This window comes from Roseburia lenta, from assembly GCF_014287435.1.
Taxonomy (GTDB): Bacteria; Bacillota; Clostridia; order Lachnospirales; family Lachnospiraceae; genus Pararoseburia; species Pararoseburia lenta.
Map to the genome: position 1 here is coordinate 378,866 of NZ_JACOPG010000002.1, position 13,173 is coordinate 392,038.

The 13,173-nt window shown below is 45.2% G+C and carries 11 protein-coding genes; all 11 read right to left on the bottom strand.

Going from position 1 to position 13,173, the window contains the following annotated elements; genetic code table 11:
• Positions 1-12: 12 nt before the first annotated feature.
• Entirely contained in the window at positions 13-2,484 is a 2,472-nt protein-coding gene (gene fliD, locus H8R94_RS05840) for a flagellar filament capping protein FliD (RefSeq protein WP_186854138.1), read from the bottom strand.
• Between the two features lie 10 nt (positions 2,485-2,494).
• Positions 2,495-2,911, bottom strand: a complete 417-nt coding sequence (locus H8R94_RS05845; RefSeq protein WP_118280388.1) for a flagellar protein FlaG — start codon at positions 2,909-2,911, stop codon at positions 2,495-2,497.
• A gap of 139 nt (positions 2,912-3,050) precedes the next feature.
• Complete coding sequence (gene csrA, locus H8R94_RS05850) at positions 3,051-3,266, bottom strand: carbon storage regulator CsrA (protein ID WP_118280389.1); 216 nt, start codon at positions 3,264-3,266, stop codon at positions 3,051-3,053.
• Between the two features lie 3 nt (positions 3,267-3,269).
• Positions 3,270-3,725, bottom strand: coding sequence for a flagellar assembly protein FliW (fliW, locus tag H8R94_RS05855; RefSeq protein WP_118280390.1), 456 nt, complete (start codon positions 3,723-3,725; stop codon positions 3,270-3,272).
• A gap of 33 nt (positions 3,726-3,758) precedes the next feature.
• Complete coding sequence (flgL, locus tag H8R94_RS05860; RefSeq protein ID WP_186854139.1) at positions 3,759-5,387, bottom strand: flagellar hook-associated protein FlgL; 1,629 nt, start codon at positions 5,385-5,387, stop codon at positions 3,759-3,761.
• A gap of 42 nt (positions 5,388-5,429) precedes the next feature.
• Positions 5,430-7,295 (bottom strand): flagellar hook-associated protein FlgK, encoded by a 1,866-nt coding sequence (gene flgK / locus H8R94_RS05865; protein WP_118280392.1) that lies wholly within the window; start codon positions 7,293-7,295, stop codon positions 5,430-5,432.
• A gap of 19 nt (positions 7,296-7,314) precedes the next feature.
• Positions 7,315-9,051 carry a flagellar hook-associated protein FlgK gene (flgK, locus tag H8R94_RS05870; protein ID WP_118280393.1) on the bottom strand — a complete coding sequence of 579 codons (1,737 nt, stop codon included), beginning with the start codon at positions 9,049-9,051 and terminating at the stop codon, positions 7,315-7,317.
• Positions 9,052-9,096: 45 nt separating this feature from the next.
• Positions 9,097-9,609, bottom strand: coding sequence for a flagellar protein FlgN (locus tag H8R94_RS05875; RefSeq protein WP_118280394.1), 513 nt, complete (start codon positions 9,607-9,609; stop codon positions 9,097-9,099).
• A gap of 12 nt (positions 9,610-9,621) precedes the next feature.
• Complete coding sequence (locus H8R94_RS05880; protein ID WP_118280395.1) at positions 9,622-9,900, bottom strand: flagellar biosynthesis anti-sigma factor FlgM; 279 nt, start codon at positions 9,898-9,900, stop codon at positions 9,622-9,624.
• Positions 9,901-10,019: 119 nt separating this feature from the next.
• Positions 10,020-11,552: a methyl-accepting chemotaxis protein gene (locus H8R94_RS05885; protein WP_158572995.1), complete on the bottom strand. Its 1,533-nt coding sequence runs from the start codon at positions 11,550-11,552 to the stop codon at positions 10,020-10,022.
• Positions 11,553-11,747: 195 nt separating this feature from the next.
• On the bottom strand, positions 11,748-13,148 hold the full coding sequence (locus tag H8R94_RS05890) for an MFS transporter (RefSeq protein WP_118280397.1): 1,401 nt from the start codon (positions 13,146-13,148) through the stop codon (positions 11,748-11,750).
• Between the last annotated feature and the right edge of the window lie 25 nt (positions 13,149-13,173).

The following is a 13,173-nucleotide window of genomic DNA, read 5'->3' on the forward strand; positions in this document are numbered from 1 at the left end:
CTTCCTACTCAATTATGAATTTCCAAACAAGGATGACAAGGATGATGTCGAACTCTGCAGTTTTGCAAGAGAGGACTCCATCTTTGAAAACTGGTTATAGTAACGATCTTCATAATCCTGGATCTTTTCTTCCCACTGCTTGATCAAGGTGGTGTAGTTGCTATACTCAGAAGCCATCTGCTTGTCATTGTAGATGGTATAGGTACTTCTTAAATTGGTACCCTTCATCTGCTTATCCAGTGCTGTATACAGACCGGAAGTCAACTGCTTCATAAAGTCAATAACAGAATCCGGATCGTTTTCCAGTGCCGTCATGAGTTTGTCGGTCTTGCCGGAGGTAGCAGTATCCTCAGAATCCCCATCGATATGATATGCATAGTTCTCATTCTTGGAAGCATTCAGATATCCCAAGGTAGAGATACCAAAACTTGCCAGAGAATAGGACTTACCATTAACTGTATAAGACTGCATCATGGCACTCGTCATAGCATTCTGAATGGTTCCCAGCGTGGAATCCTTTCGCAGGATGGCATCCTTGATCTTGGTCTCCCACTTTTCGATCTCGGAATCGCTCATAGAAGACTTTTCATCATCTGTCAATGGATCGTAACCCTTAGCGGAATCTGCATTGTAAAGACTGGTAATCTCATTGATGATCTCATTATACTGAGTCAGAAAATCCTTGATCTTGTCATAAAGCCCCTGGGTGTCCGTATCGGTATTGATGCTGAGTGTCTCACCCGCAGCAGTCGTTGCAAGCGCCTTGATCGTCAGCCCATTGATATTAAAGTTATTGGTTGATGACGTAAACTCCGCATCATTTAAGATGATGGTCGCATCCTGTGCATCTACACGGGTCGCACCTTCATTGTAAGCAAACGCTGTCTCTCCGGTCACGATCTCTTTTGCCGTTGTGATCTTATCCGTAATGGATGCTGCCAGATCTGCCAGTTTATCACTGCTTAAAACCCCATTCTCATAGTACGCAGAATAATCCTTGACATCCCAGTAACTGTTAGCCGCAATGGTAGCATCGTTGGTCTTGGTTGCCAGCGCGATCTCTTCCAGTCTTGCCTTTGCCTCTGTCATCTGATCATCGCTCAGATAATATGCCGCCTTATCCTCGTCGGTATAGATGGCATTATCATCCACAGCCATTACCGTCTTCAACTGTGATTTCAAGGTATTTAAAGCTGTAGAATCTGTCTTTTCGGTCTCTGTGCCATCTTCCGCGGTCTCAGTTTTTTTCGTGATCAAACCCAACTTCTCTGCAAGGGTATTGATCTCTTCGGATGCCAGTTCAATCTTCTCATCCGCAGATACATCCAGAGACGGCTTGTCCTCATCTTCTACATCCAGATAGGTTCCATTGACCTTGATAGTCTTAGTATTGTAATAGTGATAGCCGGTTACATTACCATCGTCGTCCTTGACCTCACTCCGTCCAGTGTAGGTCTGCCCATCCGGTCCGACATAGACCTTATCCTGATTTGCCGTCTTTAAAAGTTGAATCAGGCGCGAGCCTTTATCTTTTGCAAGAACATCATTTACCGCATTTTTTGCTTCGGTATAATCAATCTTTGAAGTCAGTTCTTTCTTTTCTGCATCTAACTTGCTGTTGCTGTCATAGGCATTGGCAAGTTTTTCCATGATCTCCTGGATTGCCTTCTGAGTCTCAGAAGCACTGTAAGTAACGCCTGCGCGCACGATCGCCTTTCCGTCAGAATCATACTTGATATTGCCATCATCATCCAATTCAAAATAGGAAACCACATTGCCGTCTGCATCGGTGCCCATGGTACCAAGTGCATAAGCAGCATTTGCCTTATAGGCAGCATCTGTCGCATCGGACTTCACCAGGATTCCCAAGGATGACAAGACCTTGAGTCCATTGCCATCTGCGGCCGTCAGAGCAAAATCATTGGCTGTACCGGTCTCTGTGGAACTGACAAACATTCTGGAGTTGGTCGCATCAAAACTAGCCTTAACACCTGCATCATTCATGGCTTTGACAACATCAGAGATCTTGCTGTCCTTACCAATCGTGATATCCTTGGTGCCGGATGCTGTCTTGACAGAGATTGTCGTATCTGCACCGGTATAGCCCAAAGAAGCCAGTGTCGTATCCTCAGTCGTGCCTTTGGCAAGTTTGGCCCCTGTGATATAACCGGATCTTGCCAACTGCCTGATCTGCAGACTCTGTGTACCATTGATGGCATTGCTGCCCGCTGTGATCGTTGCCTTTGTTGCATCTGAAACTGTCGTCTTTTTCATGTTGTAAGCAGATGAAAAACGCAGACTACTGATAGATGAATATAAACTATATACTTTGGTATTCAAAGCCTTCCATGCATCCTGCTTGTAGGACAACTTGGTCTGGGCTTTCTGATATTTTTCTTTCTTTGATACATAAGTAGATACCATAGCGGATACTAATGATTCTGTATCCATACCTGATACCATACCTGACATACGAATTGTCATATGCTGCCTCCTATCTTCTCTCGTCTACCATGATCCCCGCCATTTCCCAGACCTTGGCGATCATATCCAATGTCTTTTCCGGTGGAAATTCCTTGATGACTTCCTTTGTCTCCTTGTCCACAATCTTGATCGTCACACGGTTGGTTGCCTCATGGATGCCAAAGACAGCCTCCTCATTGTGTGCATTCTTATTGATCGTATCTACAGCCTGACGGATCTGTTCGTTGCTCGCCTGTCCGTCTTCCCGAACATTTCCTGTCTTGACACCATCTTCCGTGATCGTAACAGCATCCTTTGCCTTTTGCTGCATGCTCATGTCATTGGTAGACGCTGTACCACTCTTTGCCGGTACAGCCTGCGCAGCCACATTAGCACTTCCCTGACTCTGGTAACTGCTGTTTACCTGTTGCATTGATTCTACTTTCATCCTTACACCTCCGTGTGCAAAATATAAACGACATCAATTCTTCTACATCTTATATCGACTGTGCGCTGGAATTCTTAACCCCACATGCAAAAAGAGATTTGCGGATCTTCTCCCACAAATCTCTTCCTATCCATTCTTTTTAAAACAGGTTTTCCAGTGCTTCCAGACCTTCCACATTCATGGCTTCCTTGGTCTCTTCCTGGATCTGCAAATATACTTCCTTGCGATAGATCGGCACATCCTTTGGTGCAGAGATACCGATCTTGATCTGATCTCCGCGGATCTCCAATACGCTGATCTCAATATTATTGTTGATGACGATGGATTCGCCTTTTTTTCTCGTTAATGCCAGCATCTCTTACTCACCTGCCTTCTCTTTTCTGCTCTTTAAAATGTCATAGATCGGGAAACGTGTCTGCACTTCATCTTCCACGATGATCTGCTCGCCACGGAGATTATCGGTGTTGATGATGATCGGTCCTTTGAGATTGATCGTCATCCGGGTAATGTCCGATGGCACACGGATCGTCACCAGCACAAACAAAGATTCCTCACTAAACTGACCCAGTGGTGTTAAAAGTTCATCATTGACGGTCGGATTGTAGTCCGCGCAGATGCCCGCCGGATCTACGACCGGCATAGCAAACTGTGGCTCATCCAGTGATTGCAGCCACATGATCTTGCCCTGCTTTTCCTCATCAAAGATCAGGGTAAAACGTTTCATATCCGGATAACCGATCAAGCCTCTGCCCAAGGTGATGATCTTTTCCTCTGCTATATCAATTTCCCCAAATAGTCTTGTTTCTACTCGCATATTCCTCTCCTTTTGCCTTTGTTATGGCACATTTTATAAATAGTTCAAAAGTGTCATGCCACTCAGTTTTCCTGCCGCCGTCAATGATGACTGGTAGGCATTATACATGGCTGTATAATTGATGATGATCTCTGAAAGTTCCAGATCGTCATTGTCAGACTGCAATTCCTGCAAAGTCTCCTGCTGGTTGCTCATTCTGGTCTCGGTCAACTGCAACTGGTCCCCTGTACACCCCACCTGGGTGATAGACAGGTTAATATTGCTCAGATAGCCGTCAACCTTGCCAATCTCGGAACTGAACAACTTTTGCAGATGGTCGTCTGCGTAATCAGCCTCTTTCTGGGCTGCCGTGATCCATTCATCCAGTTTGGTCTGGTACTCTTTCTCGGCATACTGGGCTTCCCCCTTCATTGCCTTTAACTCGGTCAGTTTGTCATGCGCTCTGATCGCATTGGTCACAGATGTGATCATATCGTCAATATCTCTTTGGATATCACTGTTGAAAGCATCGGATGCCTCGGTATTTACCGTCAGTTCCTGATTGTTGGCAACGGTATAATTGATATCGTAGCCGATTTCCTTGCCATTTTCATCATACTTTTTATAACTGATCGGATTGTTGGCATCCGTCTTGTTGGTACAGTTGAAATAATACTCCGGCCGCAGTTCCCCTTTGTCAAATCCGGTCTTGTCATAGGTCGTAGAAATGGTCGCCTTGTTGGTACGGAACTCCGAGGAAACCTGCTCGCCAAGTACAATGTTTCCGTTTTCCTTGATCAGGACAATATCATTGTCGCCGACCTGCTTCTGTCCCATAGCAGCCGCCCAGTCCTCCTCAGTATCAAAGACATACATGGTTCTTGCCGGATTGACTGCCGCACCGCCTGCATCTACTGCGGTAGCCGTCTTGTAGGTAAAATTAGAGCCATCGGCATTGGTGCCGGTCTGATCTGTTGCATTTGCCAGATCGATGGTCATGGTCTGTTCCTGACCGTTGGCATCCTTGGTCGTGTAAGAAAATGCCTGCATGTCATCGATCTTGTTATAAGAGGTACGCAGTCTGTAATAATTAGACTGCAAGGTATCGGAAATATCGCTGTTTAAGACCTCATCCTTAGTTGCCGGCACCTTGACATTGCCGGTATAATAGCGAAAACTCTCCAGATCTTCATAGGTAAAGGTCTGATCGATCTGATAAGAGGTCTTGGTTTCATTCTCCGTAAATACCAGATCCTGATCGGTACGATAGCCGGTAAATACCGTTCTTCCCGCATAGTCTGCATTACCTTCTGCATACAACTGGCTCTGCAAAGACTTCAACTGCTTGAGGATGGTATTGCGGTCTTCCTGATTCAGGGTATCCGTGGATCCGTTGACACACTGGGTACGCACATCCGTCATCAATGACTTCATGTTGTTGAGGGCTGTCTCAGTTACATCCAGCCAGGACTCTGCATCCGGGATATTCTTCTTGTAATACTGATCAACACGGCTCAGGCTGGTGCTCAGACGAAGGGAGCGAATAGCAACCACCGGATCTTCGGATGGCTTATTGATCTTCTTTTGTGTCGTCATCTGGTTCATGGATGAATTGACACTGCCTTTCGTTCCATTGATATTATAGGAAGAGTTCCTCAAAATCATATTGTTCGTAACACGCATACTCGTCACCTTTTCCTTTTCTTATAAATCACACGTTCTAAACTACACACCTGTGTTTAAGATCAACTGGTCGTACATATCTGCCAATACGGAAATGCACTTGGATGCCAAATTGTAGGCATTCTGGAATTTCATCAGATCCAATGCCTCCTCGTCCTCGTCCACGCCGGATACGGACATTCTCTGGTTGTTGATCGTTGTACTTATGCTGGTATAGTTATCGGTAAAAACATCACATTCCTGCGTATCTACCGTAACATCTGCATAGATACATTGTAAAAAAGTATCGCCACCGCCACCGCGGAAGAGTTCTGTCTTGCTCTGCAGATTTTTTAATTGCTCGATCAGATCATAGGCATCTACGCCATCCTCTGTATCTGACTTGGTATGGGTCGCAAAACGATCCGGGTCGCTGCATTCCTCTGCGATCTTGACATTGCCCGCAGTCAGTTGATAGTAATTATTTGCCGAAGAAGTAAATGTCGTTCCAGAGACATTGCCGTTGGCATCGGTCTCATTTAAGGCATCGGACATATCATACTCTGTCCCCAGCGCTTTGTTCTGTGCCACAAAGACAGATCCCATGTCATTGCCATCGGCATCCACGCCGGTTCTTTCAATGCTGTTAAACGCCTCACAGAAAGATCGCAGGAAAGTGTTCATCTGGTTCATGTAATACGGAACCCCCATGAAACTAACGCTCTCCCCGACTACCAGTTTCTTGTTGGCAAGTTTGGTCTGTTCATCCGTCGTGAGCGGCTTGTTCAGATCAAAGGTATAGGAAGTGATGTTGCCATCGGCATCCGTTTCACATTCAAAGGAATCATAGAAATACTGCTTATTGTTGACCCAGATAGAGCCGGATGCCGGCATGTTCATCTTGTCGATATCTGTAATATTGGCTCCCGTGATCGTCATGGAAGTGCTGCTCGTCTTCGTCACACGTCCGGTCAGATTCTCGCTGTTGTTGCCATCGCGGATCTCAAACATGGCACGCAATTCGCCGCTCATGTTGGTCGCAGTCGCATCAAAACTTGCTCCTGTGGACGCCCAGACCAGATCGTAAAGTCCTTCCACATCGGACTGATTGTATTTGTAATCTCTGGACTTGCAGGCAAGGGCATTGTATTCGTAGTTGTCTACCAGGGTCTGTCCGTTGATCTTGACTGTATAATAGGTAGCCCCTGTATATTGATCCTCGTAATTACTGTTGGTTACTTTCTTTTCCTCGACCTTGGTCGGTACGATCTTGGAAAGTTCATCTACCAGCGTTGCACGCTGGTCGCGGAGTTCGTTGGCATGTCCCCCCTCCATCTCAATGATATTGATCTGCTTGTTGAGCATGGAGATCTTCTTGGCGATGGAATTGACATTGTCGACCGTCGTCTTGATCTCATCATTGATGGAAGTCTGTAAACTCTGTAACTGCTGTGCCGTACTGTTAAAATAAGTGCAGAGTTCTCCGGCGGTGCTTAAGAACTCATTGCGGGATGCACTTGATCCGGCATTAGTCTTGACAGCATCTAAGGCATTGAACATCTTGGCATAAATGGTAGAGAAACCGGAACTTGTTGTGGTCGAAAACGTTCCGTCGGTATAATAGTTCTGGATCTGCTCCATATAGTAGAGTTTCTTTTCGTAAAGCCCCAGTGTCGCCTGATTGTTCCAGTATTTCTCGTCGTAATATTCATCACGTAATTGAGTAACGGAATCCGCCGTAACACCGGTTCCTGTGCTGCCGTATCTCTGATAGCAGCGAAGGGCAGAAGATGCGGTCAGATTGACGACCTGCTTGCTGTATCCCTTGGTCTGCACATTGGAGATATTGTTTGCCGTTGTATTGATGGATGCCTGTGAGGCATTTAAGCCCGAGTAGGCAACGGTAAGTCCAAAAAATGAAGATGGCATAGCGTCTTTGCCCTCCCTTCTATAATGAGTTCAGCAGATAATCGATCATGGTACTCACCACATTAATATATCGGCTGGATGCGTTGTATGCTGATTGATAACGGATCATGTTGGTCAGTTCCTCGTCGGAAGAAACCCCTACTACCATCTGCCTGTTGTTGTCGATGGTATCTGCTGTCCCCTGCAAACTGTCAGAAGTCGTACTGTAGACGGAACCGACGGTTCCAACCTCGCCGATCCATTTGATGTAAAAATCGGTAAAGGTACATGGCGTCGTATCGGTAGGATTGAGCAGATAATTTTCCTGATCCCAGATACGCTCCAGATTGGCGCCCAAAGTATAATCGATTTCTCCTGTCTGTTTTTTATAGGGAATCAGACTCTTTTCATCGATGATGTCCGGGTTGATGACGGTATCCTCGATGGTATAGCAGGTCGATTCATCGCTCGGATCTTCTTCGTTATATACATAAACTGTACTGCCATCCGCAAGGGATACCTTGGTGTAACGGTCGCAACCGATGCGGGAGAAAAGTTCGTGTGGCGGCAATTCTCCATCACTGCCGACCGAAGCATTTGCCTCATCTAAGATCTTGGTATCCGCCGTGATCGTCCAAGTCTTTCCTGTCGCATCCACACCGGTTATGCTACCTCCGCCAAGATTGGAATTAACTGCCCCATAGGTCGTATTCGGACAGAGGGTATCATTGATGGCGGTCACGATGCTATGGAAAAGAGTGTCCAGTTCCGCCTCTGTATTCATCATGATGGAATTGGAAAGCCCGGTACTATAGTCGTATGCGCTAAGCCCTGCCATATCCAGATAATTGGCATGACCGCTACCTCTTGCCAAAAGAAGCGCCTTGACCTCTCCCACATCCGTGCCGTTGGTGGCATTGGCATTGTCCGTATCGAATACATAATAGTAGTCTTCATTCTCGGTATCAGATAACTGCGGCCAGTATGGGGTCTGGAAACCTGTCAGTTTATCCTCGTGCATCGCCATCTGGTAGACGTTATTCTCGGTAACAAATTCCACATTGTCGATCTGTACCTTGACAATACCATCAACATTTTCGGAATAAGATACCTTTGCAAGACTGGAGAGTTCATCTAAATAGAGGTCTCTCTGATCGCGCAGATCCATGGCTGTCTCCACTTTGCCTGCTTCCACTCTCTGTATTTGTAAATTTAATTCCTGGATTTTGGTGCCCAGTTCGTTGATGCGGTCAACATCATCGGAAATCTTACGATTGATCGTTGACTGATAACTTTGAAGTCCCTGATTCAGACTACTTACACGGCTGACAAAAAGGGATGCCTTCTGCATGACCAGATTCTGGTTGACTGCATCGGACGGATCCTTTGCAAATTCAGAAAATGCTTCATACAGATCGGCAAGCGAGGTCTGAAAAGCCTGTCCCTGCGTTTCCTGTAAATATGTCTCTACCTCGGAGACCGCATCATAACTGGCGGCATAGAATGCCTGACGTCCTGTTGCGGACCGATATGCTTTATCTAAAAAAAGATCTCTCGCATGAACCACATCACCGATATCCACACCGAGTCCTGCCCGCTGTGTACTGATAGATGCTGATGCAAAAGATGTATAATTTCTATCTGCAAATACGACCTGCTGGCGTACATAGCCCTTCGTATTTACGTTTGCTAAATTGTTGGCAACAACATTCAGTGCATTTTGTTGTGTCTGTAATCCTGACGCTCCCACGTACAAGCTTCCGAATCCATTAGCCATGGTATATCCTCCTCTAACTCTAATTCAAAAGCCCCGGTTATCCTTTTATTGGGATGTATCAAAGCTACTGCTGCCAAGCAGTTCTCCCGTGTTGTAAGCGTTCTTGTCATAATTCGCTGTTTCGGGTGCCTGCTTCAGACTCTTGAACAAAGTCAGGTCAAACTCAACCATCTCTAATGCCTGCTGGAGAAGTACACTGTTTTGTGCATTTGCTGTCTGTAAACGTGTGGCAACGTCTACAAGTGCGTCTCTGGCTGCCGTCAGATCGCCCTGCTCTTTTGGCTGTCCGTCTAACTGCTCGATGACATTGGTCACAGTCAACTGCTCACCGTCATGTCCTAAAACTACAGCCATATCGCGAAGAATACTCACGCGCTTGTTTTCCAGATTTTTCAAGTCACTACTGATACTTTCTTCTGTAGCAGTCACCTCTTCCAGATCAGCCACTGCACCTGCAATGATCGCCTGTCTCTTGTTCTCGGACAGTTCCAGTAATCTGGTATAACATGCATCTTCTTTTTTCATTCCTACGAGTAATTCTTCTACTAAACTAGCCACTTACGATTCTCCTTACAGTCCCATCTGATATTTTTCAAGCAATTTGCTTGCAAAATCTCCGGTATCTACCTGATAATCATTTGACTCATACTTTGATTTCATTTCAGCAACTTTATCTTCCCTGATATCCGAAGCTTCTGCGACTGCCTTCTTTGCGATCTGATAGTCACGTCCAAAAGATGAAATCTGCACTTCGTCTCTTCCCATAGCACTTGCTGACGCCGGGCGGGTGCTTGAAGTCTTATTCGTCTTATAGAGTTGTGCTACCTGATTATATGCTTCTATACGCATAATGGCACTCTCCTTTCTTCCTTGAAACATGAAGCTCTTTTTGCTTTTACACAATGATTATCGGTATTCTGAAAAAAAATATTATACCCCGGAGGAAAATTTTTCTTCCGGGGTAGTGTTTAAAGAATAATCTCCGACACATCGCTTTCTTCTGTGCCGACATATTTGTCTAATTGCTTGGAAACATGTAGTACCTGATCCAGAATACTCTTGGTCTGGTCGGCATTGGTCAGGTTCTTGCTGCTCAAGCCCTCCGCCTGCGCCGACGCTGCCGTAACTTCTTCCGAGGTTGCTGACAGGTGGGTAATGCTGTCCACGATATGATTGTTGGCTTCGGAAAGATCTGTCAGCATAGTGTCGATATCTGAGATATCCTGTGTCAGTTGTCCTACATTAGTATTCATTTCATCAAAGGTCTCTACTGCTCTGCCGATCAGTTCATTCTGCTGTCCGGCGGCGCTTGCAGATTTGGCAACGACATTCACGGCATCTGCTGCATTTTCGGAAAGTTGACCCAGAATCGATGCAATGTTTTCCGTCTCCACACGGGTCTTTTCTGCCAGTTGACGGATCTCATCTGCAACGACTGCAAAGCCCTTGCCCGCTTCGCCTGCTCTGGCACTTTCGATGGATGCATTAAGCGCTAACAGGTTGGTCTGGCTGGAAATATCAAAAATGGTATCAGCGATACCCTTAACGGCATTGGCACGTTCCTGCAAAGTCTGCATGGTTACTGCCACCTCATCATTGGTCTCTGCGATCGTTTCAGACTGGTTCTGGATCTCCTTGACGATGGATAAGTTTTCCTCGTTTAACTCCTTTGCCTTTTCCGCGATCGTAACCATGCTCTCAGAGTGATGAAGGGTCTTTTCGATCGCATCCTGGATGCTCTGGGTCATCACGGTCTGGTTCTGTATATTCTCTGCGGTCGACTGGGTACTGTCGGAAATATCCTTGACTGCCCCTGTCACAACGCTGGTGGATTCATTCAACTGGTTCATGATATCCATGGCACCCGCCGTACCCTTTCGTACTTCACTTGCCACATAGATGACATCCTGCATCATCTTTTCCTGCTGGTCTTTCTCATCCTGTAGGCTGCCCAGCATATCCAGACGGAACTTCTTGCCGGTCCCTTCGATAAAGCAGACTACGATCAGGTAGAAGATAACGATCGCCGTTGCCGTACAGATGTCAATACGGTCTACCGTGCAATCCGGTTTAAAGAACTTTTGCACAGTTGTTGCGATCTCTGTCAGCATGATCGCTACCGCGGAACTGACCATGAACTTGGAGTCATAATACAGGATATAGACTGCCATCGGTGCAACAACTGCAAAGCGCATATAATAACTGTCAAAGGCAGTGGTCGTAAACAGTGTCAAAAGCACCAGTGCCACCAGTGATATCCAACGGATCTTGCTGCTGTCGCGCTTGCGCAGATATGCGATCAGCATAGCCACCACCGTGACCGCCGAAATAAGAAAAGTCGTCCCTGTAAATGCCGCTGTCCTGTATCCCCTCAAAAAAGCAACAAATACGATCATAAAATTACAGATAGAAAAAATCGTAAAGACCTGCCATTCCAACCGGTTCACATGCTCGGTCTGACGATCACTATCCGCATAAAGATATTTTTGTGTCTCTGTCATGATATTGAAATCCCCCTTCATCAGCATTTTGTAAACATATTTCTATTATATACATAGAGTCCCTGCAAAATCTACGCTTTTTCGGCATTTTTACCGAAAATTTACGAAACTCCTAATAAAACACAGGAAAAAATCCACATGCCTTGATCTGACATGTGGATTTTCATTCGTAATTGAGTTTTTCTTAATATATGACTAGTTTGCTGCTTCTCTTCTCTTCTTGAGTTCTGCAACGTTTGCATCTACTCTTGCCTTATTCAGAGGGAAAATGAACATAAGTACTAATCCACAAAGAATATAGATAACTGCTGGGAAGAAAGTAGCCAAGTTATAAATACCATTTGCAACTGCCTCTGTCTGTCCTGCTGCAAGTTCATCGTATCCAATCCATCCAAGTGCCCATCCGGAAAGACCACCAGCGATTGCCTGTCCAATCTTTCTTGAGAATGAGTAGATACCATAAATCGTACCATCGTCACGATTTCTTGTCTGTACTTCCATATCATCGATAACGTCTGTAACAAGTGCCCAACACTGCATCTGGAAGAAGTACATACCAAGCATAGCTACGAATACCATTCCTACGAATGCCCATACATTCTTGATGTGTAAGCATCCAATGATAAAGTAGAGAATACCAGATACGAACATACCAACCATACTACATTCTCTCTTACCAAATTTTGTAGCAAGTTTTGTAGAAATACCTGCAAGTACGATCATACATGGAAGCATCAATAATGCAAATACAGACAACGCCTTTGTGTTCTTAAAGTAATCAGCAAATAAGTATGTGTTAATACCCTGTCCCATAAGAGATGCTAACAGAAGTAATACAGCTGAAAGTACAAGTCCTAACAAAGCTCTGCTTGTAAAAAGAGTCTTTAATGTCTCTGCTGTTGATTTCTTTTCGCTTGCTGGCTTTGGCACATATGCAACACGTTCTGTTGTGAGTGTATAGCAAAGTAAGTAACAAATAATAGCGATGACAGAGAATACGCCTGCAACCACAGAAATACGAGATGCAGATACAACCTGGTTACCCTGTGCATCGGTATGATATACAAGCATCGGTGCCATAATACCAATCATAATACCGGCAACACCACCACCCATAGAACGGAATACAGAAAGAGAACTTCTGTCCTTAGGCTCTGCTGAAATAACAGATGCCATAGATCCGTAAGGAATATTGATGGATGTATAGAAGATAGATCCCCAAAGGATATATGTGATAAACATATATGCTACTTTAGCACCATAAGAAGCATCAACCAGGAATGACTGATACATCATAAAGGATGCCAGTGCTACGAAAGCACACATACGAAGAATCCATGGACGGATACGTCCGTTCTTTGTCGGCTTTGAATTATCAACAATACGTCCCATGCCGATATCTGTAAATGCATCCAGACATCTTGCAACAAGGAACATCGTTCCTACCATACCTGCTGAAATACCCATAACCTTTGTGTAAAATACCATTACATAACTACTTGCAAAGATAAATGAGAAATCATTTGCCAAATCGCCACACATGTAGCCGATTTTGTCTCGTAAGCCAAAAGGTCTTACTTCTTTTGTTTTACTCATAATAAACTCCTCCTAAAAAACACTT

Excerpts from the sequence above, each read along its gene's own strand:
- flgK (WP_118280392.1), bottom strand. The coding sequence starts at position 7,295 with ATGCCATCTTCATTTTTTGGACTTACCGTTGCCTACTCGGGCTTAAAT.
- H8R94_RS05880 (WP_118280395.1), bottom strand. The coding sequence starts at position 9,900 with ATGCGTATAGAAGCATATAATCAGGTAGCACAACTCTATAAGACGAAT.
- H8R94_RS05885 (WP_158572995.1), bottom strand. The coding sequence starts at position 11,552 with ATGACAGAGACACAAAAATATCTTTATGCGGATAGTGATCGTCAGACC.
- fliW (WP_118280390.1), bottom strand. The coding sequence starts at position 3,725 with ATGCGAGTAGAAACAAGACTATTTGGGGAAATTGATATAGCAGAGGAA.
- H8R94_RS05890 (WP_118280397.1), bottom strand. The coding sequence starts at position 13,148 with ATGAGTAAAACAAAAGAAGTAAGACCTTTTGGCTTACGAGACAAAATC.
- flgK (WP_118280393.1), bottom strand. The coding sequence starts at position 9,051 with ATGGCTAATGGATTCGGAAGCTTGTACGTGGGAGCGTCAGGATTACAG.
- csrA (WP_118280389.1), bottom strand. The coding sequence starts at position 3,266 with ATGCTGGCATTAACGAGAAAAAAAGGCGAATCCATCGTCATCAACAAT.
- flgL (WP_186854139.1), bottom strand. The coding sequence starts at position 5,387 with ATGCGTGTTACGAACAATATGATTTTGAGGAACTCTTCCTATAATATC.
- H8R94_RS05845 (WP_118280388.1), bottom strand. The coding sequence starts at position 2,911 with ATGAAAGTAGAATCAATGCAACAGGTAAACAGCAGTTACCAGAGTCAG.
- fliD (WP_186854138.1), bottom strand. The coding sequence starts at position 2,484 with ATGACAATTCGTATGTCAGGTATGGTATCAGGTATGGATACAGAATCA.